This is a genomic window from Cellulomonas sp. URHB0016 (assembly GCF_054057935.1).
This window is the reverse complement of record NZ_JBSRZU010000001.1, coordinates 3,842,204-3,862,787: the sequence shown is the minus strand read 5'-3', so window position 1 is coordinate 3,862,787 and position 20,584 is coordinate 3,842,204. Positions and strand designations below refer to the sequence as shown.

Annotated in this window: 19 protein-coding genes; 11 read left to right on the top strand and 8 right to left on the bottom strand. The window is 72.8% G+C overall.

Going from position 1 to position 20,584, the window contains the following annotated elements; translation table 11 throughout:
* Window positions 1–811: 811 nt before the first annotated feature.
* The gene (locus ACVW07_RS17690) at window positions 812–1,855 is read right to left on the bottom strand and encodes a hemolysin family protein (protein WP_456820520.1); all 1,044 of its coding nucleotides are present in this window, start codon (window positions 1,853–1,855) and stop codon (window positions 812–814) included.
* Window positions 1,852–3,156, bottom strand: coding sequence for a hemolysin family protein (locus ACVW07_RS17685; RefSeq protein ID WP_456820519.1), 1,305 nt, complete (start codon window positions 3,154–3,156; stop codon window positions 1,852–1,854). The genes ACVW07_RS17690 and ACVW07_RS17685 overlap by 4 nt, the downstream gene beginning before the upstream one ends.
* A gap of 250 nt (window positions 3,157–3,406) precedes the next feature.
* Here ACVW07_RS17685 and ACVW07_RS17680 point away from each other — a divergent pair, with 250 nt between their 5' ends.
* The 5 genes from ACVW07_RS17680 (at window position 3,407) to ACVW07_RS17660 (ending at window position 11,224) form a co-directional block, all read left to right on the top strand.
* Window positions 3,407–4,174, top strand: coding sequence for a response regulator transcription factor (locus ACVW07_RS17680; protein ID WP_456820518.1), 768 nt, complete (start codon window positions 3,407–3,409; stop codon window positions 4,172–4,174).
* Window positions 4,171–5,274 (top strand): HAMP domain-containing sensor histidine kinase, encoded by a 1,104-nt coding sequence (locus ACVW07_RS17675; RefSeq protein WP_456820517.1) that lies wholly within the window; start codon window positions 4,171–4,173, stop codon window positions 5,272–5,274. The genes ACVW07_RS17680 and ACVW07_RS17675 overlap by 4 nt, the downstream gene beginning before the upstream one ends.
* Window positions 5,275–5,301: 27 nt before the next feature.
* Window positions 5,302–6,339: an ABC transporter ATP-binding protein gene (locus tag ACVW07_RS17670; RefSeq protein WP_456820516.1), complete on the top strand. Its 1,038-nt coding sequence runs from the start codon at window positions 5,302–5,304 to the stop codon at window positions 6,337–6,339.
* Window positions 6,339–7,154, top strand: a complete 816-nt coding sequence (locus tag ACVW07_RS17665; RefSeq protein WP_456820515.1) for an ABC transporter permease — start codon at window positions 6,339–6,341, stop codon at window positions 7,152–7,154. Before ACVW07_RS17670 ends, ACVW07_RS17665 begins: the two co-directional genes overlap by 1 nt.
* A gap of 284 nt (window positions 7,155–7,438) precedes the next feature.
* The gene (locus ACVW07_RS17660; protein ID WP_456820514.1) at window positions 7,439–11,224 is read left to right on the top strand and encodes a multifunctional oxoglutarate decarboxylase/oxoglutarate dehydrogenase thiamine pyrophosphate-binding subunit/dihydrolipoyllysine-residue succinyltransferase subunit; all 3,786 of its coding nucleotides are present in this window, start codon (window positions 7,439–7,441) and stop codon (window positions 11,222–11,224) included.
* Window positions 11,225–11,278: 54 nt separating this feature from the next.
* Here ACVW07_RS17660 and ACVW07_RS17655 read toward each other — a convergent pair whose 3' ends face one another.
* Window positions 11,279–12,238, bottom strand: coding sequence for a GlxA family transcriptional regulator (locus ACVW07_RS17655; protein WP_456820513.1), 960 nt, complete (start codon window positions 12,236–12,238; stop codon window positions 11,279–11,281).
* 93 nt (window positions 12,239–12,331) lie between these two features.
* Here ACVW07_RS17655 and ACVW07_RS17650 point away from each other — a divergent pair, with 93 nt between their 5' ends.
* Together ACVW07_RS17650 and ACVW07_RS17645 are read left to right on the top strand one after the other, a co-directional pair.
* The gene (locus ACVW07_RS17650) at window positions 12,332–12,496 is read left to right on the top strand and encodes a hypothetical protein (RefSeq protein WP_456820512.1); all 165 of its coding nucleotides are present in this window, start codon (window positions 12,332–12,334) and stop codon (window positions 12,494–12,496) included.
* A 166-nt stretch (window positions 12,497–12,662) separates the two neighbouring features.
* The gene (locus tag ACVW07_RS17645; protein ID WP_456820511.1) at window positions 12,663–13,259 is read left to right on the top strand and encodes a GDSL-type esterase/lipase family protein; all 597 of its coding nucleotides are present in this window, start codon (window positions 12,663–12,665) and stop codon (window positions 13,257–13,259) included.
* Window positions 13,260–13,371: 112 nt separating this feature from the next.
* Here ACVW07_RS17645 and ACVW07_RS17640 read toward each other — a convergent pair whose 3' ends face one another.
* The 3 genes from ACVW07_RS17640 to ACVW07_RS17630 form a co-directional block, all read right to left on the bottom strand.
* Window positions 13,372–13,980 (bottom strand): PadR family transcriptional regulator, encoded by a 609-nt coding sequence (locus ACVW07_RS17640; protein ID WP_456821114.1) that lies wholly within the window; start codon window positions 13,978–13,980, stop codon window positions 13,372–13,374.
* Between the two features lie 2 nt (window positions 13,981–13,982).
* Complete coding sequence (locus ACVW07_RS17635; protein WP_456820510.1) at window positions 13,983–14,798, bottom strand: DUF4097 family beta strand repeat-containing protein; 816 nt, start codon at window positions 14,796–14,798, stop codon at window positions 13,983–13,985.
* 135 nt (window positions 14,799–14,933) lie between these two features.
* Complete coding sequence (locus tag ACVW07_RS17630) at window positions 14,934–16,037, bottom strand: type IV pilus twitching motility protein PilT (protein ID WP_456820509.1); 1,104 nt, start codon at window positions 16,035–16,037, stop codon at window positions 14,934–14,936.
* Between the two features lie 109 nt (window positions 16,038–16,146).
* Here ACVW07_RS17630 and ACVW07_RS17625 point away from each other — a divergent pair, with 109 nt between their 5' ends.
* On the top strand, window positions 16,147–16,221 hold the full coding sequence (locus ACVW07_RS17625; RefSeq protein ID WP_456821113.1) for a 50S ribosomal protein bL37: 75 nt from the start codon (window positions 16,147–16,149) through the stop codon (window positions 16,219–16,221).
* A 93-nt stretch (window positions 16,222–16,314) separates the two neighbouring features.
* On the opposite strand, the gene rsrA is transcribed toward ACVW07_RS17625, so the two are convergent.
* Together rsrA and ACVW07_RS17615 are read right to left on the bottom strand one after the other, a co-directional pair.
* On the bottom strand, window positions 16,315–16,599 hold the full coding sequence (rsrA, locus tag ACVW07_RS17620) for a mycothiol system anti-sigma-R factor (RefSeq protein ID WP_456820508.1): 285 nt from the start codon (window positions 16,597–16,599) through the stop codon (window positions 16,315–16,317).
* A complete protein-coding gene (locus ACVW07_RS17615) occupies window positions 16,596–17,348 on the bottom strand; it encodes a sigma-70 family RNA polymerase sigma factor (protein WP_456820507.1) in 753 nt (250 codons plus the stop codon). Before ACVW07_RS17615 ends, rsrA begins: the two co-directional genes overlap by 4 nt.
* A 232-nt stretch (window positions 17,349–17,580) precedes the next feature.
* Here ACVW07_RS17615 and ACVW07_RS17610 point away from each other — a divergent pair, with 232 nt between their 5' ends.
* The 3 genes from ACVW07_RS17610 (at window position 17,581) to rsgA (ending at window position 20,555) form a co-directional block, all read left to right on the top strand.
* On the top strand, window positions 17,581–18,090 hold the full coding sequence (locus tag ACVW07_RS17610) for a DoxX family protein (RefSeq protein ID WP_456820506.1): 510 nt from the start codon (window positions 17,581–17,583) through the stop codon (window positions 18,088–18,090).
* 63 nt (window positions 18,091–18,153) lie between these two features.
* A complete protein-coding gene (gene aroA / locus ACVW07_RS17605; RefSeq protein ID WP_456820505.1) occupies window positions 18,154–19,482 on the top strand; it encodes a 3-phosphoshikimate 1-carboxyvinyltransferase in 1,329 nt (442 codons plus the stop codon).
* On the top strand, window positions 19,482–20,555 hold the full coding sequence (gene rsgA, locus ACVW07_RS17600) for a ribosome small subunit-dependent GTPase A (RefSeq protein WP_456820504.1): 1,074 nt from the start codon (window positions 19,482–19,484) through the stop codon (window positions 20,553–20,555). Before aroA ends, rsgA begins: the two co-directional genes overlap by 1 nt.
* The last annotated feature ends 29 nt before the right edge of the window (window positions 20,556–20,584 follow it).

The window sequence follows — 20,584 nt, the reverse complement described above, 5'->3', positions numbered from 1 at the left end:
CCGGCGGCGCCGGGGCCACGCGGGCGGCGTTCGGTGGGACCGCAGAGGCCGCAGAGGCCGGTCGGACGGACGCCCACGCCGGCGTCGAGGGGGCCGAGCCGTTCGGCACGGCCGGAGCAGCGAGAGGAGCCTGGGCGGGCGCGGCGGCCGGAGCCGCTCGCACGACAGTCGCCGCCGAGGGCGATGCCGTCGCGGCACGCGCTCCGCCGGCAGGGTCCGGGCGGGAAGCAGGCTCGGTACGCCGCACGCCGGGCGACGGAGACGTGGGGCCGGGCGACGGGCACAGGCTGGTGATCCGCGGCAGGCGGTCGGTGGCTGGCGCGAAGCCGGGCGCCGATCGGTGGGCGCTGACGGCCCGGGGGCGGTCGGCGGCGGGCGGGAGGCCGGGGCCCGCCTGGAGGGGGCGGTCGACCTGGGCCGGCAGCACCGCCACGGAACGCGGCGAGACCGAGGAGGAGGACGGGGCGACGGTGACGGGGGCGGGACGGGGAGCGGGCGACTGCGGGCCCTGCGTCTCGACTGCTCGCCGCTCAGCCTCCCGGAGGCTGCGGCGTGTCGGGAGAGCCGTGCTCGACTCTGCTCGATCAGACGCCACGACACCTCCAGTCCTCGTTCGATCGCATCCTTCGCGCGAAGCACCGCGGTCGTGCGCGGCACCCTGGTGCGGATGCCTCGTCGACCGCGGTCACGAAACCATAACGGGTCGCGGTCACGCTTCCAAGCCCCTGGACAGGCGTCCAGTGGGCCAGGGCGCGCGGATTCGCGCGACACGCCCGGACACAAAGGAGCGACACGCCGTCGGCGGCACCACTCAGGCCCGCTGTCCGCGCTGCATGGCGTCCCGGACCTCGCCGACGAGCTCCTCGAGGATGTCCTCGAGGAACACCACGCCGACGGTGGCGCCATCGGCGTCGACCCGGGCCAGGTGCGACCCGGAGCGCTGCATCGCCGACAGCGCCTCCTCCACCTCGTCCAGCGGACCGACGACGGCGAGCGTCCGCACCCGCCACGACGGCACGGGGACGTGCCTGCCGGGACCGTCGGCGTACAGGACGTCCTTGACGTGGAGGTAGCCCGTCGGGCGGCCGTCGTCGTCGAGCACAGGAAACCTGCTGAAGCCGGTGCGGGCGACGAGCCGCTCGATGTCGTCGGGCGTGCTGTCGTGACCTGCCGTGACGAGCCGCGGGACCGGGATCATGACGTCCTGCGCCGTACGGTCGGAGAACTCGATGGCGCCGGTGAGGAGCCCTTGCTCGTCGGCGAGCAGCCCTTCCGCCTGCGAGCGCTCGACGATCGACTGCACCTCCTGCGCGGTGAACGCCGACGCGACCTCGTCCTTCGGCTCGACGCCGGCGAGCCGCAACGCGTGGTTCGCGAGCCAGTTGAGGACGGAGATCACGTGGCGCACCAGTCGGGCGATCCACACCAGCGGAGGGCCGAACAGCAGCACGGCCCGGTCAGGGCCGGCGACCGCGAGGTTCTTGGGCACCATCTCGCCGAGGACGACGTGGAGGTAGACGACCAGCGCCAGCGCGAGGACGAACGAGATGACGTGCGTGAGGTCCTCGTCCACGCCGAGCGCCGCCAACGGGCCGGCGATGAGGTGGGCGATCGCGGGCTCGGCCACGACACCGAGGCTCGTCGAGCAGATGGTGATGCCGAGCTGGGCGCACGCCAGCATCAGCGACACGTGCTCCATGGCCCAGAGCACGGTACGGGCCCGCCGGTCCCCCGCCTCCGCGAGGGGTTCCACGGCGCTGCGGCGCGCGGAGATGATCGCGAACTCGGCGCCCACGAAGAACGCGTTGCCGGCGAGCAGCAGCGTGGCGACGACGAGCGCGAGGGCGCTGCTCACGGCTCCTCACCGACCTCGTCGGGCTCCTCGGAGACACGCACCCGTTCCACCCGCCGGCCGGCCATGCGCTCCACCTCGACGCGGACGCCGTCGACGACGACGGCGTCGCCCTCGTCGGGCACGCGCCCGAGCCGGTACATGAGCAGCCCGCCGAGGGTCTCGTAGGGGCCGTCCGCCGGCACCCGCAGGCCCGTGGTCTCGACGAGCTCGTCGGGCCTCAGGACGCCGGGCAGCAGCCACGAACCGTCCTCGGACCGCGCCGTGGAGGTACGCCTGCGGTCGTGCTCGTCCGCGACCTCGCCGATGAGCTCCTCCACCACGTCCTCGAGCGTCACCACACCGGAGGTCCCGCCGTACTCGTCGACGACCACCGCCATCTGGAGCCCGAGCCCGCGCAGCTCGACGAGCAGCGGGCCGAGGTGCACGGTCTCGGGCACGCGGGGCGCGTCGACCATCAGTGCCGCAGCGGGGACCTCTGCCCGGCGCTCGAACGGCACGGTGACCGCGCGGCGCAGGTGCACCAGACCCTCGATGTCGTCCGCGGACTCGCCGATCACAGGGAACCGGGAGTGGCCGCTGAGGCGGGCGAGCGCGAGGACGTCCGCGGCCGTGTCGTCGCGGCGGACGACGACGACCCGCTGCCGGTCGGTCATCACGTCGACGGCGGTGAGCGCGGTGAAGTCGATGGAGTTCGTGAGGAGCGTGGCCGTCGACTCGTCGAGCGTCCCCACCTGGGCGGACCGGCGCACCAGTGCGGCGAGCTCCTGTGGCGAGCGACCGCCCGAGAGCTCCTCGCGGGGGTCGACACCGACGGCGCGCAGGAGCGCGTTCGCGCTGCCGTTGAACAGGTTGATCAAGGGCCGCAGCGCCGTGGTGAACGCGCGCTGCATGGGGGCGACCGCGCGTGCGGTGGCGAGCGGCCGGGCGATCGCGAAGTTCTTCGGGATGAGCTCGCCGACCACCATCGAGAAACCGTTGACGAGGACGAGCGCGAGCACCGCGGCGAGGGCGCCGCTCCAGGGCGACTCGTCGAACGGCGCCCGCAGGAGGCGGGCGACAGCCGGTTGCGTCGTGTACCCGAGCAGGATCGTGGTGAGCGTGATGCCGACCTGCGCGCCCGAGAGCTCGGTCGAGAGCCGGCGCAGGGCGGCGACGACGGACTGTCCACGACGGTCGCCCGGCCGCAGCTGCTTCTCGACGACCCCCGGGTCCAGGGTGACGAGCGAGAACTCGCTCGCCACGAACACCGCCGTGCCGAGCGTGAGGAGCACTCCGAGGCCGACGAAGAGCCAGTCGGTCATGAGTCACCACCGGTCACTCTGGTGGGCAGCGGTGCGGCGGACAGAACCATCGAGGGGCCGGCGCGGTTCCCGCCGGGCACGCACACCCGGCCGGGGGGCCGGCAGCTACTTGAGCTGCTCATCGTGGCGACAGCATACGAGGTGGGAGCCGTCGAGGAGCGACCCGGTGCGCGCCCGGCCTGCACGGGACCCCCACGAGTCTCGCACTCCTTCCCAGGTCGTCCCGGGAGCGCTGTGCCACGCTGACCTCATGATGAACAGCATGGGCGCCTCCGGCAGCGCGGCCGGAGGACAGGCCACCACGGTGCTCGTGGTGGAGGACGAGCCGGCCATCGCGCAGGCCATCGCCCACCGCTTCTCGGCGGAGGGATGGCGCGTCGAGGCGGCGGGCGACGGCCTCACGGCCGTGTCGGCAGCGGCGAGGCTGCGCCCCGACGTCGTGGTGCTCGACGTGATGCTCCCCGGTATCGACGGCCTCGAGGTGTGCCGTCGCATCCAGGCGGAGCGTCCGGTCCCGGTCCTGATGCTGACGGCACGGGACGACGAGACGGACATGCTCATCGGTCTCGGCGTCGGCGCCGACGACTACATGACGAAGCCGTTCTCGATGCGTGAGCTGGTCGCCCGGACGAAGGCGCTGCTGCGTCGGACGGAGCGCGCCGCCCGAGCGGCCGAGCTCGCCCAGGCGGCGGCCCCCGACCCGCCGATGGTCATCGGCGACGTCACCGTCGACCGCGCCCAGCGCCGGGTGCTGCGCGGCGAGGACGAGGTGCACCTGACGCCGACGGAGTTCGACCTGCTGCTGGCGCTCGCCGGGTCGCCGCGTACCGTCCTGACGCGTGAGCGGCTGCTCGCCGAGGTGTGGGACTGGGTCGACGCGAGCGGCACCCGGACGGTCGACTCGCACGTCAAGGCGCTGCGTCGCAAGCTCGGCCCGGACCTGATCCGCACGGTGCACGGGGTCGGCTACGCCTTCGAGCCCGCGGGCAACGGTGGCCAGGAGCCCGAGGACGCGTGAGCGCACCGCGGCACGTGCGGGGCGAGCTCGGACGCTCGCGCCTGCCTGACGTCCGACCGCTGGACCGCTTCCGCTCGATCAAGATCAAGCTCGGCATCCTCGTGGCGGCCAGCGTCACGCTCGCGTCGTTCGTCACGTGGGTAGGGCTGTCGCGGCACCTCGGCCCGAGCCGGACCCTCCCGCTGGCGATCGCGGCCTCCCTGGTGGTCACCCAGGTGCTGGCGCGCGGCATGACGTCGCCGCTGCGCGAGATGACGCAGGCGGCCCGCCTGATGGCCGCCGGCGACTACAGCCGCCGCGTGACCGCGTCCAGCGCGGACGAGGTGGGACAGCTCGCGGACGCGTTCAACACCATGGCGGACGACCTGCAGCAGGCGGACTCGTTCCGTCGCGAGCTCATCGCGAACGTGTCGCACGAGCTGCGCACCCCGGTGACGGCGTTGCAGGCCCAGCTCGAGAACATCGTCGACGGGGTCTCGGACCCTGACCCGACGACGATGCAGGCCGCCCTGGCGCAGACCGAGCGCCTCGGGCGGCTGGTGGCGTACCTGCTGGACCTGTCGCGCCTGGAGGCCGGCGACGTCCCGCTGGAGATCAGCGACGTGCAGCTCGACGACTTCCTGAACGAGGCCGCCGACGGCGCCGCGCTGGTGGGGGCCAGCAAGCGGCTGCGGTTCCCTGTCGTGGTGACACCGCCCGACCTCACCGTGCCGGCAGACCCCGAGCGGCTGCACCAGGTGGTGGCGAACCTGCTGCACAACGCGGTGCGGCACTCGCCCCCGGACGACGAGGTCCGGCTCGAGGCCTCACGCGTCGGGAGCGAGGTGCGGATCGACGTGGTGGACCACGGGCCAGGCATCGCCCCCGCGCAGCGTCCGCACGTGTTCGAGCGGTTCGTGCGGGGCAACACCCCGGCCATCACGGGCCAGGGTTCGACCGGCGGGACCGGCCTCGGCCTCGCGATCGTGCGCTGGGCGGTGGAGCTGCACGGCGGCAGGATCGAGGTGGCGGACGTGGAGCCCGGCTGCACCATGCGGGTCACGCTGCCGGCGGGTCCGTCGCTGGGGTCGGCCCGGCCCGAGCGCACACCGTTGTTCTAGCCCGTATAGAACAGTAGTCTGGCGGCCATGCCTCCGAGCACCCGCCCTCGCCCCGACGTGCGGCCCGCAGGGCAGCCCGACGACCTGACGATCCGCGTGACGCGCCTGTCGAAGTCGTTCGGCGAGGTGCTCGCGGTGGACGACCTGTCGTTCGACGTCGGCCCCGGGAGGGTGACGGGCTTCCTGGGGCCCAACGGCGCCGGCAAGACGACCACGCTGCGCATCCTGCTCGGCCTGGTCCGTCCCACGTCGGGCACCGCCACGATCGGCGGCCGGACCTACGCGGACATCCCTCACCCCGGCCGTACCGTGGGAGCGGCGCTCGAAGCGGCGAGCTTCCACCCGGGCCGCACCGCGCTGGACCATCTGCGCGTCTACGCCCCTCAGGTCGGCGTCCCCGACGCACGTGCCGCCGAGGTGCTCGAGCTCGTGGGGCTCGGCGCCGTCGCGGACCGCCGGGTGGGCGGGTTCTCCCTCGGGATGCGGCAGCGGCTCGGCCTGGCGACGACCTTGCTCGGCGACCCGCCGGTGCTCCTGCTCGACGAGCCTGCCAACGGTCTCGACCCTGAGGGCATCCGCTGGCTGCGGGTGCTCCTGCGGACGCTCGCCGCCGAGGGCCGCACCGTCCTCGTGTCGAGCCACGTCCTGTCCGAGGTCGAGCAGACGGTCGACGACGTGGTGATCATCGCGGGCGGCCGGCTCGTGCACGCGTCGTCGCTCGGCGACCTCGCCCGGCTCGCCAGGCCGCAGGTCCGGGTCGCCTCGCCCGACGTCGCAGGGCTGGCCGCGCTCGTCGACCGGCACGCCTGGACGCGTGCCGCTCCCGACGGACCGGGTACCGCGCAGCTCGTGGACGTCGCCGCCGGGGTCGTGGGCGCCGCGGCGTTCGCCGCGGGCCTCGAGCTCCACGAGCTCTCCAGCAAGGACGCGGGCCTCGAAGGGCTGTTCCTCGAGCTGGTCGCGCCCCCGGGTACGGGCGGCGACGCGGGCACGGGCACAGGCACCGGCACCGGCACGGGGACGGGCACGGGCACGGGCACGGGCACGGACGGGACGGCCGCCTGATGCGCGCCGCCCTCGTCACGGAGTACCGCAAGGTGGTCACGACGCGGCTGTGGTGGGTCCTGCTGATCGCGATGGTCCTCTACATGGCGTTCCTCGCGGCGCTCCTCGCCTGGGGCGTCTCCGAGGGAAGCGGCATGTCGAGCACAGGCCCCGGCGGCTCCGACGACCTCGCCCTGACCCCGGAGGGTGTGACCAGGGCGGTGTACACGATCGCGGTGACCTTCGGGTACGTCTTCCCGCTCGTGGTCGGCGCGCTCACGTACCCGGCCGAGCTCCGGCACCAGACCATCACGCCGACGTTCCTCGCGGAGCCCCGCCGGACCGTCGTCCTGCTCGCCAAGCTCGTGTCGGGGACGGCCGTGGGGCTCGTCTTCGGCGTGGCGGGCACCGCGGCGGCGGTCGGCGCCGGCGCGAGCGTCCTGAGCCTGCTGGGGAGGCCTACCTTCCTCGGCGCCGGCAGCACGTGGCGCACCCTGCTGCTGTCCGCGCTCGCGCTGGCGCTGTGGGCGTTCGTCGGGGTGGCGCTCGGCACCGTACTGACCAACCAGGTGGCCGTCGTCGTGGTGGTGCTCGCGTTCACGCAGTTCGTCGAGCCTGTCCTGCGGTTCACGCTCGCGCAGACGTCGTGGGGCGCGGGGGTCGTGTCGTTCCTGCCAGGGGCGGCGGGTGAGGCGGTGTCGGGCGGCAGCTTCTACTCGGAGTCGGGCCTCGGAGAGCTGCTGCCCTGGTGGCAGGGCATGCTGCTCCTGCTCGGGTACGGCGTCCTGTTCGCGGCGATCGGCCGGTTCACTCGCCTCGCCCAGGACATCACCTGACACGCGGGCGTATCAGCATCCGAGACCGTGATCTCTCGCCCATCGACCGCTGCCGGTCGAGGCATGACCTCGTCGGGCGCGCGCCGCACCCTCGCTTGAGCCTGCGCGTGGGACTTCGTTGCCCCGCATTGACCCCTGCCGTGCGGACCAGGTGAAACCCTCGTGAGAACGTCCCGCGGGCGGCTCCCCGAACGGGCCGGACCGTCCTCACGTCGTAGTGTTGTCGTCAACAGATCCGGCGACGACGCGGTCACCAACCGCAGGCGGAAGTGGGCGATCCCAGCGTGACCCAGAAGGCGGAGCCTGACTCGACGCGTGCCGATTTCGGCGCGAACGAATGGCTTGTGGACGAGCTCTACCAGCAGTACCTGCAGGACCGGAACGCGGTCGACCCGGCGTGGTGGGACTTCTTCGAGGGCTACAAGCCCGAGGAGTCCGGCTCGGACGCCGCTCCCGCCCCGGCCGGTACCAACGGCAGCACCTCGGCGCCACCGGCGCCCGTGGCCCCGACCGTCCCCGCACCGGCCCCCGTCCAGGCCGGCCCCGCACCGGCGCCGGCGCCTGCCGAGCCCGCGGCCCGTCCGGTCACGTTCGTCGAGCCGCCCGCGACCACGTCCCCCATCGCGACCGCCCAGCCGGCCACCGCACCGTACGCGGAGGTCGCCCAGCGCCCGGCCCGTGCCGACGAGCCGGAGGCCGAGGACGACGTGCAGAAGCTGCGCGGGCCCGCGGCCAGGGTCGTGACCAACATGGAGGCCTCGCTCGACGTCCCGACGGCGACGTCGGTGCGTGCGATCCCGGCCAAGCTCATGGTCGACAACCGGATCGTGGTGAACAACCACCTGTCCCGCGGCCGCGGAGGCAAGATCTCGTTCACGCACCTCATCGGCTTCGCGCTGGTCGAGGCGCTGGCGGAGATGCCGGCGATGAACGCGTCGTACACGCTGGTCGACGGCAAGCCCGGTGTGAACCAGCCCGCACACGTCAACGTCGGCATCGCGATCGACCTGGCGAAGCCGGACGGCACCCGCCAGCTGCTCGTGCCGTCCATCAAGAAGGCCGACACGTTCGACTTCGCGCAGTTCTGGACCGCCTACGAGGACGTCGTTCGCCGGGCGCGGGGCGGCAAGCTCACGGTCGACGACTTCGCCGGCACCACGATCTCGCTCACCAACCCCGGCACGATCGGCACCGTCCACTCGGTGCCGCGCCTCATGCAGGGACAGGGCACGATCGTCGGGGTCGGCGCCATGGACTACCCCGCCGAGTTCGCGGGCACGTCCGAGGACCGCCTCAACATGATGGGCGTCTCGAAGGTCCTCACGCTGACCTCGACGTACGACCACCGGATCATCCAGGGTGCCCAGTCCGGCGACTTCCTGCGGATCCTGTCCGTCAAGCTGCTCGGCCAGGACGGTTTCTACGACCGCGTGTTCGCCGCCCTGCGGGTGCCGTACGAGCCGGTGCGCTGGGTGCGGGACTCCTCGACGGACCCCGACGCCGAGGCGATCAAGCCGGCGCGGATCGGCGAGCTGATCCACTCCTACCGGTCGCGCGGTCACCTCATGGCGGACACCGACCCGCTGGCCTACCGCCAGCGCAAGCACCCGGACCTCGACATCCAGAACCACGGCCTCACGCTGTGGGACCTGGACCGGACGTTCCCGACCGGCGGGTTCACGGGAAAGCCACGCGCCAAGCTCCGCGACGTGCTCGGCCTGCTGCGCGACTCGTACTGCCGCACCATCGGCATCGAGTACATGCACCTGCAGGACCCGCGCCAGCGGCGGTGGCTCCAGGAGCGGCTCGAGTCCGGCTACGCCCGCACACCCCGCGAGGACCAGCTGCGGATCCTGCGCCGGCTCAACGCGGCCGAGGCCTTCGAGACGTTCCTGCAGACCAAGTACGTCGGGCAGAAGCGGTTCTCGCTCGAGGGCGGCGAGTCCGTCATCGCGATCCTCGACGCGATCCTGTCGAAGGCCGCGGACGCGGGGCTCGACGAGGTGGGCATCGGCATGGCGCACCGCGGGCGGCTCAACGTGCTCGCGAACATCGCCGGCAAGTCGTACGCGCAGATCTTCAGCGAGTTCGAGGGCAACCAGGACCCGAAGTCCGTGCAGGGTTCGGGCGACGTGAAGTACCACCTCGGGACCGAGGGGTCGTTCACGGCCGAGTCGGGCGCCACCACGTCCGTGTACCTTGCGGCCAACCCGTCGCACCTCGAGGCCGTCGACCCGGTCCTCGAGGGGGTCGTGCGGGCCAAGCAGGACCGCATCGACCTCGGCGGCGACGGCTTCTCCGTGCTGCCGATCCTGATCCACGGCGACGCGGCGTTCGCCGGCCAGGGTGTCGTGTTCGAGACCCTGAACCTGGCGCAGCTGCGGGGCTACCGCACCGGCGGCACCGTCCACGTCATCATCAACAACCAGGTCGGCTTCACGACGGGCCCGTCGTCCTCCCGCTCGTCGCAGTACGCCACCGACGTGGTGAAGGGCCTGCAGGTCCCGGTCTTCCACGTGAACGGCGACGACCCCGAGGCGTGCGTGCGTGTCGCGGAGCTCGCGTTCGAGTACCGCGAGCAGTTCGACCGCGACGTCGTGATCGACATGCTGTGCTACCGCCGCCGCGGCCACAACGAGGGCGACGACCCCTCGATGACGCAGCCGCTGATGTACAACCTCATCGAGGCGAAGCGGTCCGTCCGCAAGCTCTACACCGAGACGCTCGTCGCGCGTGGCGACATCACGATCACCGAGGCCGAGCAGGCGCTGCAGGACTATCAGCAGCAGCTCGAGCGTGTCTTCAGCGAGACGCGGGAGGACGGCTGGACGCCGCCGCCCGCCGAGGCGGAGGCCGTCGCCGGCCTGGAACGGCCCGAGTCGCAGCTCGAGGACGCCGGCGTGATGGTCGGCTGGAAGACGGCCGTCGACGCGTCGATCCTCCAGCGCATCGGCCGCGCCCATGTCCGGCCGCCCGAGGGCTTCACGGTGCACCCGAAGCTGCAGCAGGTGCTCGGCAAGCGCGAGCAGATGTCGCGCGAGGGGGGCATCGACTGGGGCTACGGCGAGGTGCTGGCGTTCGGCTCCCTGCTCATCGAGGGCACGCCGGTGCGGCTCGCCGGGCAGGACTCGCGACGCGGCACGTTCGTGCAGCGGCACGCCGTGATGCACGACCGGGAGACGGGTGCCGAGTGGACCCCGCTCCTCTACCTCTCGGCGGACCAGGCGAAGTTCTGGGTGTACGACTCGTCCTTGTCCGAGTACGCCGCCCTCGGCTTCGAGTACGGCTACTCCGTCGAGCGCCCCGATGCCCTCGTCCTGTGGGAGGCGCAGTTCGGCGACTTCGTGAACGGAGCCCAGACGGTCATCGACGAGTTCATCTCGTCGGCCGAGCAGAAGTGGGGCCAGCGCTCGTCGGTCGTCATGCTCCTGCCGCACGGGTACGAGGGCCAGGGGCCCGACCACTCGTCGGCCCGCATCGAGCGGTTCCTGCAGATGGCCGCCGAGGACAACATGGTCATCGCCCAGCCGTCGACGCCCGCCTCGCACTTCCACCTGCTGCGCCGCCAGGCGTACAACCGGCCGCGCAAGCCGCTCGTGGTGTTCACACCGAAGTCCATGCTGCGGCTCAAGGCGGGCGCGTCGGCCGTCGAGGACTTCACGTCCGGCACGTTCCGGCCGGTCATCCCCGACGACCTCGCCGCTGCCAAGGCCGGCCAGGTCAACCGCGTGCTGCTGTGCTCGGGCAAGGTCTACTGGGACCTGCTCGCCGAGCGGGTGCGGTCCGGGGACGAGCACACGGCGATCGTCCGGCTCGAGCAGCTGTACCCGCTCGACGAGGACGGTGTGAAGGCGGCGCTCGCGCCGTTCGACGGCGCCGAGCTGGTGTGGGTCCAGGACGAGCCCCGCAACCAGGGGCCGTGGACGTTCCTGTCCATGCATCTCCCGCAGGTGCTCGGCCGGACGCTGCACGTGGTGTCGCGTCCGGAGTCGGCGTCGCCGGCTGCAGGGTCCGCCAAGAAGCACCAGGCACAGCAGGCCGAGCTGGTCGCGACCGCGTTCGCGCGCTGACGTCCGACGTCCCGAGGCCCGCACCCCCGACGAGGGGTGCGGGCCTCCGTCGTGTCAGCCGACGGGCACGGGCGCCGGCGCGAACGTCCGGCGGTAGGCCTGCGGGCTCGTGCCGAGCGAGCGCGCGAAGTGGTGGCGGAGCACCGCGGCCGTGCCGAACCCGCACAGCCGGGCGACCTCCTCGATCCCGGCGTCGCTCTGCTCGAGCAGCTCCTGCGCCCGGACGAGCCGCTGCCGGGTGACCCACGCGGCAGGCGTCGTACCGGTCTCGGCGCGGAACCGCCGGGCGAACGTCCGCTCCGAGACGAGCACGCGGGCGGCGAGGTCCGGGACGGAGAGGTCCTCGTCGAGGTGCTCCACCATCCAGCCCAGCAGGGGCGCGAGGGTGTCCGCGTCGCACGGCAACGGGGTGTCGACGTACTGCGCCTGCCCGCCGTCGCGGTGGGGCGGCACGACCATGCGCCGAGCGACGGCCGAGGCGGCCGCGGCGCCGAGCTCACGCCGGACGAGGTGCAGGCACGCGTCGATGCCCGCTGCGGTTCCGGCGCTGGTGATCACCCGGTCGTCCTCGACGTACAGGACCGCGGGGTCGACCTCCGCGGCGGGTACCCGGCGGGCGAGCTCGTCGGTGTACAGCCAGTGCGTGGTGCACCGGCGACCGTCCAGCAACCCCGCCTCACCGAGTGCGAACGACCCGGAGCAGATGCTCAGCACCCACGCGCCACGCGCGTGCGCGTCACGCAGCGCCTGCAGCACTGCCTCCGGCACGGGGCCCGTGTCGCCGTAGGCGGGCACCGCGACGAGATCGACACCCTGTGTGGCTTCCAGGCCGTGCTCGACGACGAGCGAGAACCCGGTCTTGGTCGGCACGACGCCCGGCTCGAGCCCGCACACCGTGAAGTCGAAGGACGGCCCACCGGTGTCCGACCGGTCGATCCCGAAGACCTCGCAGAGGACGCCGAGCTCGAACGGCGCGGTGTTCGGGAGGGCGATCGCGGCGACGGAACGGAGCATCCCGCCAGTATCGGTCCTGGTTGGCAGAACATCAACGACCATCGTCTGTTCTGCCACTCGTGGCAGGTCCTGCACGGGTGAAGAGTTTCCGCCATGACGACCATCTGGATTGTCCTCGGCCTCCTCGTCGTGGCGTGGTGGCTTGCCCGGCTCCTCTCGACGGTCCGTCACGACGGACTCGGCCACCGCAGCGGACCGCGCTCGCACCACGACTGGTCCGACCTCGCGACGGACCTGCCGAGCCGCCCGTACCGCTGACCCGCCCGACTGTCGCTGCTCACCGGCCGACCGCGCGGCACCCGTCGGACCTCGAAAGCGTGACAGGGCCGGAGATGAGCCGACGCCCTGTGCCCCGCACTGCGACACTTGTCCGCGGGCCCCGACCGGGCCCGCGCAGGGGAGCGGACGGCGAGGAGTGGTGCACGTGGGTGAGCTGCCGTTGCGGCTCGCGGTGGTCGGCGACGAGCTGGCCGCCGGCGTCGGCGACCCGAAAGCGCTCGGCTGGGTGGGGCGCGTCGCGGCCCGCACACCGACGCCGGACCCTCTGACGGTGCTGACCCTCGCGGTTCCCGGCGAGACCAGCACGGGGCTCGGCGCCCGCTGGGAGGACGAGGTCTTCCGCCGGCTGGCTCCGGACGCGGACAACCGGCTGGTGGTCGCCCTGGGCCGGGCGGACGTGGCGGCGGGGCTGTCGCTCGCACGCAGCCGGCTCAACCTCGCCAACATCCTCGACATCGCCGACCAGCGGAAGATCCCCGCGTTCGTGGTGGGCCCGCCGCCCGGCAGCACGGCCGACGCGGACAAGCTCGCCGATCTGTCGGCGGCGTTCGCCGACGTGGCGAGCCGTCGTCGGGTGCCGTTCGTCGACACCTACAGCCCTCTCGCCGCGCACGACCAGTGGCTCGGTGACCTCGCCGCCGGGAACGGCGTGCTGCCGGGTCAGGCCGGATACGGGCTGATGGCCTGGCTGGTGCTGCACACCGGCTGGCACTCCTGGCTCGGGCTGCCCGAGGACGGCTGACGGCCGTCGTCCGGAGGTCCCGTCGGCCGCCAGGTCGCCGGCCCGGTCGGCCGCGTGCGCGGCCCGCCAGGAAGGAGGAGCCGGCGCCACCGCCACAGGAGCATCGTCACCCTCAGCGCAGCGTCGCCCGGACCGCCGTGAGGGCGGTGTCGAGGACCGTGCGCAGGGTGTCGACCGTCAGCTGCTCGACCGCACCTCGTGCGTCCGCCCGGCGCAGGTCCGCCCGGATCTCGTCACGGAACCGCTGGAGCATCGCCTCCGCGTCGGCACTTCGCAGGTGCGACGCGAGCCGCGGGTCGTCCGACGGCGTCGGTGCGTGCGGGACCGCGGACGCACGGGCCTGCTGGGCGGCGGCCGCGAGGTCGGCGCGCAGACCTCGCATGGAGCCGCGCACGTCCGCCCGCACCTCCTCCGCACGCTCCCGGACCGTCTCGGCGATCCCGTCCTCGAGGTGCGCCAGGTCGTCGCTGCGTGCGGCGAGCTCGGCTCTGCCCGCGTCGGTCAGCGAGTACGTGCTCTTGCGATCCTCGTCGACCCTGCGGACGAGGCCCTCCTCCTCGAGGCGGGCGAGCCGCGGGTAGACGGTGCCCGGACTGGGGCGGTACGTGCCGCCGAAACGGTCGGACAGGTCGGTGATCAGCTCGTACCCGTGCTTGGGCCCCGACTCCAGCAGCGAGAGCAGGTACAGCCGGAGCTGCCCGTGCGCGAACACCGGCGCCATCATCAGCCGACCCCCGTCCCCGCGCCGCGCAGCACCGTGACATGCCCGGACACCGTGTTCGCCTGGACGAAGCACGCGCCGTCCCCGGTGCGCAGGTCGACCTTGCGATGTCCCGGCGTCGTGCCCTTGTAGTCCTGGTCGTCGATGACGATCCGTCCGGAGGCGGACTGCGCCTTGACCTGCACCCCGTGTCCCTGCGGCAGCCGCACGGTGACGTCCCCGGAGACGGTCGAGGCCGTGACGGAGGAGGTCCCGGAGGTGACGTCGAGCGTCAGGGCGCCCGACACGGTGCTCGCCTGCACGACGCTGAGCTGCCCCGACGCGGCCAGGTCACCGGAGACCGACGTGAGCCGAAGGCCGCCGACATGGTCCCGCACGACGATCTCCCCCGACACCGTGTTGGCGCCGAGCCGGCCCCGCGTCCCGTCGACCACCAGCGACCCCGTCACGGTCGAGACCGACGAGTCCTCGGACACACCCACGAGAAGACCTTCGGCGCTGACCGTGCCGAGCTTGGCGGCGATGTGGCGCGGGACGGCGATGTGCACGTCGGCACGGTCCTTGTCGCGGAAGTTGAGGAACCGCTCGACGAAGCCCTCCCAGCCGCTGAGGGTGAAGGAGTAGCCGACGCGGACCTCGCCGTTGGCGAGACCGATCTCGAGCGGACGCCCGTCGACGCTGTGCACCTCGATCCGGGCACCCGGCTGGTCGTGCGCGACCACGTCGACGCGCCCGCCGACGAGCTGCACCCGCAGGGACTCGACGTGTTCGATCTCGATGATCTGCGGGCCGGCGACGACCCAGGTCTCGGTTGCCATGACGCCTCTCCATTTCGCGATATATCTCGTGTGGAGACACGATATATCGCGTTGTACGGCATGGCAAGGTACGCGTCACGTCGCGTCCGCCGGCACCTCGGGTGCGGGCGAGCACCGGCCCGCCCGCACCCGATGTCACATCGCCAGACCGGCCTGGCGGAGCTCGACGGTGAGGTCGTGCGGGTTCGACGAGGCCGCCATGGCCTCCTCGTACGTGACGACGTCATCCCGGACGAGGCGGAACAGGTGCTGGTCGAACGTCTGCATCTTGTAGAAGTCGCCCTCGCGGATCAGGTCGAGCAGCGGCGGGGCGTCCTGCGGGTCGAGGATCGCCTCGGCCGTGCGGCCCGTGTTGACCATGACCTCCACCGCCGGCTGGCGGCCGTTGCCGTCGGCCTTGCGGACGAGGCGCTGCGAGATGATGCCGCGCAGCGCCTGCGACAGGGCGACTCGCACCTGCTTCTGCTCGTGGGGCGGGAAGAAGTCGATGATGCGGTTGATCGTCTCGGGCGCGTCGATGGTGTGCAGCGTCGAGAGCACCAGGTGACCCGTCTCCGCCGCGGACAGGGCTGCCCGCACGGTCTCGACGTCCCGCATCTCGCCGACGAGGATCACGTCGGGGTCCTGCCGCATCGCGGCGCGGAGCGCGACGGTGAAGTCGGCGGTGTCCTGGCGCACCTCACGCTGCGAGACGATCGCCTTCTTGTCCTGGTGCAGGATCTCGATCGGGTCCTCGATGGTCACGATGTTGACCTCGCGGTACGTGTTGATGAGGTCGACCATCGACGCGAGCGTCGTCGTCTTGCCGGAGCCGGTCGGGCCGGTCACGAGCACGAGCCCGCGCGGCTCGAGCGCGAGCTCCCCCACCACCTCGGGCATCCCCAGGTCGCCCAGCGACTCCGCGCCCACGGCGACCCGGCGGAACACGAGACCGTACGTGCCGCGGGCCTGGTAGGCGTTGACCCGGAACCGTCCGACGCCCGACAGCGAGTAGGCGAAGTCGGCCTCACGCGACTCGCGGAACTTCTCCACGAGATCGTCGGGCAGGACCTCCTCGAGCATCCGCTCGGTGTCCGCGGGCTTGAGGTCGGGCACCTGCAGCTTGCGCAGGCGCCCGTCCACGCGCACCCGCGGGGCCGATCCCACCTTGCAGTGGAGGTCGGAGCCACCCGTGCTGGCGAGGGCGTGCAGGAACGGGATCACGGACTGCGTCGCAGGCTTCGTCACGTCAGTGGTCATCGGCCGATCGGCTGCCCGACTTGAGGGCCGGACTCGAGGACTCGCCGGATGTGGGACGATGGGGCGAGTCCGGCGCGCAGCACGGGCGCCAGAAGCAGAGGAGACACCGATGAGCAAGCGCGGCCGCAAGCGTCGTTCCCGCAAGGGCAGCTCCGCGAACCACGGCAACCGCCCGAACGCCTGAGTCGTCCGGCGGTCCCCGCACAGCGGGCCCGGTGCGTTGCACCGGAAGCACGAAGGCCTGGTGCCTCGCACCGGGCCTTCTGCATGCCGCGGGTCAGTCGGGGACGCTTACCCGCATCACGGTGAGCTGCTCGTGAATCCGCACGCGCAACGCGTCGGGCGCAACCTCCTGGCAACCGCGCTTCACGAGGTGCTTCACCACGACGTCCAGGTCGTACTCCTCGAGGCAGACCTGGCACTCGGCCAGATGTGAGCGCACGGTCGCGGCGTCGAGCTCCGGGAGCTCGGAGTCGAGGTACTCCCACAAGCGGTCCAACGCGTCGGTGCAGTTGTTGCCACAGCCGCCGGCAAGTTCTGCCGGCTCCTTGCGCTCGCTCATCGAGCACCCTCCGGTGCCGTCGGCGCCGAGGCGACGAGCCCACGACCGCGCGCGTAGTCCGCGAGCAGCTCGCGCAGCTGTGCGCGGCCACGGTGCAGCCGGGACATCACCGTCCCGATCGGCGTGCCCATGATCTCGGCGATCTCCTTGTAGGCGAAGCCCTCCACGTCGGCCAGGTACACGGCGATCCGGAACTCCTCCGGGATCCGCTGCAGGGCGTCCTTGACGTCCGAGTCGGGCAGGTGGTCGAGCGCCTCGGCCTCGGCGGAGCGCAGCCCGCTCGCCGTGTGCGACTCGGCCCTCGCGAGCTGCCAGTCCTCGATCTCCTCCGACCGGGACTGCTGGGGCTCGCGCTGCTTCTTGCGGTACGAGTTGATGTACGTGTTGGTGAGGATGCGGTACAGCCACGCCTTGAGGTTCGTCCCCGGCCGGTACTGGTGGAACGCGGCGAACGCCTTCGCGAAGGTCTCCTGCACGAGATCCTCGGCGTCCGCGGGGTTGCGCGTCATGCGCAGCGCAGCACCGTAGAGCTGGTCCAGGTAGACCAGCGCCTCGGCTTCGAACCGTTCGGTGCGTGCCGCGTCGTCCTCGGACTCGGGGGCGCGGTTGAGGTCCTCGCTCATCGCCCGCGAGCCTAGTCCGTCTTGCTGAGGGCCACCTGAGGGAGGGGGCCACGGACCGAACACGTCGTCGATGGTGGGCACGGTCCCCGTGCGGGCCAAAGGTCGCGTCGGCGCGGCGCAGCTCATGGGGACCTCAACCACGGCCGGACGGCGACCATTCCCGCGGTGCGTCAGCCGTGCGTCCCGTGCGACAGCCGTGCGTCGGCGGTGAGCGGGCGCGGCGGCGACCGCGGGCAGGCGGTGCAGCGGTACGGCGGTACGGCGGTACGGCGGGGCGGCGGTGCGGCGGTGCGGGGACGGGACCCCGGCACTAGCGTGACCTGCAGGGCGTGCACCGTGCGCCAGAGGAGGAGAAGCCGTGCTGCTGCGCCGTGTCGCCCGTCCCCTGTTCGCCTCCTGGTTCGTCTCGGAGGGACTGGGCGTCGTCCGCCACCCCGCGTCCCACGCGGCCGACGCGGCCGCCGCCCTCGCCGGGTGGCGCGCTCGGCTGCCGGACGCGGCGGTCGACGTGGTCCCCGGCGGGTTGCTGCGTCGCGAGCTGACCCAGCGGCAGCTGACGACGGCTGTCCAGCTGCACGGTGCGGCTCTCGCGGGTGCCGGCGTGCTGCTCGCCCTCGGCAGGGCGCCGCGGACCGCGGCGCTCGCGCTGGCCGTCCTGATGGCACCTCTGGCGGTCGTGAACCTGCCCGACAAGCGCGCCGACGCGGGCGATCGTGTTCTGCGCCGGCAGCGGCGCGACCGCCTGGTCCGGGCGCTCGCCTTCGGCGCTGGCGCGGTGCTCGTCGCCGCCGACCGCGAGGGCAGGCCCGGGATCAGCTGGCGCGTCCACCACGCGCTCGAGGAGCGGGCCGCGGCGAGCGCCGACTGAACGCGCCCCGCACACGATGGACGGCCGCGGGACGCCCGTGACCGGGGCACTAACCTGGTCGACATGACGCTTCTCGACGCCGGGCCGCACCCCGCCGCTGCGCTGTGGCCGGCCCCGCAGGCCGACGGCCCGCTCGACGCGCTCGTCGACGTCCCCGGGTCGAAGTCGCTGACCAACCGGTACCTCGTGCTGGCTGCGCTCGCCGAGGGTCCGGGCAGTCTGCGGGGAGCTCTGCGGTCGCGTGACACCCTGCTGATGGCGGCGGCGCTGGGCAGGCTCGGCGTCACCGTCGAGGAGGACGGGGCCGACTGGGTCGTCACGCCCGGGACGCTCACCGGCTCCACGACCATCCACTGCGGTCTCGCCGGCACCGTCATGCGGTTCCTTCCGGCGGTCGCGGCCCTCGCCGACGGTCCGGTCCGCTTCGACGGCGACGCCACCGCGCTCGTCCGGCCGATGGGCCCTGTCCTGGCTGCCCTGCGTCAGCTCGGCGTCCGGGTGGACGAGCACGGCGAGCCCGGGCACCTGCCGTTCACCGTGCACGGCCGCGGCGGCGCGCTCGGGGGGCAGGTCGACGTCGACGCGTCGGCGTCCAGCCAGTTCGTGTCCGGGCTGCTCCTCGCTGCCGCGCGGTTCACGAACGGGCTCACCGTCCGGCACACCGGCCGTACCCTGCCGAGCCTGCCCCACATCGAGATGACCGTCGCCGTCCTGCGTGCGGCGGGCATCTCGGTCGACGACTCGCGGCCGGCCATCTGGCACGTGTCCCCCGGTCCGGTGGCGCCCCGTGACGTGCGGGTCGAGCCGGACCTGTCGAACGCCGCACCGTTCCTGTGCGCCGCCCTCGTCGCGGGTGGGACCGTGCAGGTCCCGGGGTGGCCGACGTCGACCACGCAGCCCGGCGGTCTCCTGCCGGGGATCCTCGAGCGGATGGGCGGCGCGACGCGCCTCGAGGGCGGCGTCCTGTCGGTCACCGGGACCGGCGTCGTCCGCGGCGTCGACCTCGACCTGCACGCGGCCGGCGAGCTCGCTCCCACGATCGCCGCCCTCGCGGCACTCGCGGACTCCCCCACCCGGCTGCGCGGCATCGCGCACCTGCGCGGGCACGAGACGGACCGCCTCGCCGCGCTCGCCAGCGAGATCACACGGGTGGGCGGCCAGGCGGAGCAGACGGCCGACGGTCTGGTCATCACGCCGCGCGCCCTCACGGCGGGCACCTGGCGGACGTACGAGGACCACCGGATGGCGACGGCCGGTGCGCTGGTCGGGCTGCGCGTGCCGGGCATCGACGTCGAGGACGTCGCCACGACGAGCAAGACGCTGCCCGACTTCGTCGGGATGTGGACCGGGATGATCGCCGCCGGCGCCGGGCCGGGGACGGCGCCCGCCTGATGCCGGCACGGCGCTACGACGAACGGGACGTCCGCATCCGTCCCGGACGTGGGTCGCGACCGCGCACCAAGCAGCGCCCGGAGCACACCGACGCGCGGACGGCCCTCGTCACCGGCGTCGACCGGGGCAGGTACGCCGTGCTCGTGGACCCGGACGGTCCGGACGAGCGGCGGGCCATCGCCATGAAGGCCCGTGAGCTGGGGCGCGAGCGCGTGGTCCCCGGGGATCGGGTGGACCTCGTGGGTGACACGTCGGGCGACGACGGGTCGCTGTCCCGGATCGTGCGCATCGGCGACCGTCGGACCGTGCTGCGGCGCACCGCGGACGACACGGACCCGGTGGAGCGGGTCATCGTCGCGAACGCCCAGCAGCTCGTCATCGTCACGGCCCTCGCCGACCCCGAGCCGCGGACCCGGATGATCGACCGGTGCGTCGCGGCGGCGTACGACGCACGGATGGACGCGCTGCTGGCCCTGACGAAGGCGGACCTCGCCGACCCCGCCGAGCTGGTGGCGATGTACGCACCGATCGGCGTCCGTGTCGTCGTCACACGCACGGAGGGACCCAAGGAGGCCCGCACCATCCACGGTCTCGAGGACCTGCGGGCGGCCCTCGACGGCCGCACGTCGGTGCTCGTGGGGCACTCCGGGGTGGGGAAGTCGACGCTGGTCAACGCGCTCGTCCCCGACGCGTACCGGGCGGTCGGCGTGGTGAACGACGTCACCGGCCGGGGGCGCCACACGTCCACCTCGGCCGTGGCGCTGCGGGTGCCGGCGACGGCCGGGCCCACGTGGGTCATCGACACCCCGGGGGTGCGCTCGTTCGGTCTCGCCCACGTGGACCCGCAGCACCTGCTCGGCGCCTTCACGGACCTCGCAGAGGTCGCCGCGGAGTGCCCGCGTGGCTGCACCCACGCGGACGACGCCCCCGACTGCGCACTGGACGACTGGGTGGCCGACTCCCCCGACGACGTCACCCGGGCCGCCCGGTCCGCACGGGTCGAGTCGTTCCGCCGTCTGCTCGCGAGCCGGCTCGGCACCACGGACGACCCGCGGGAGCCGTCCCGTCCGTGACCAGCGCGCCAGCCGCTACGGTGAGCGGC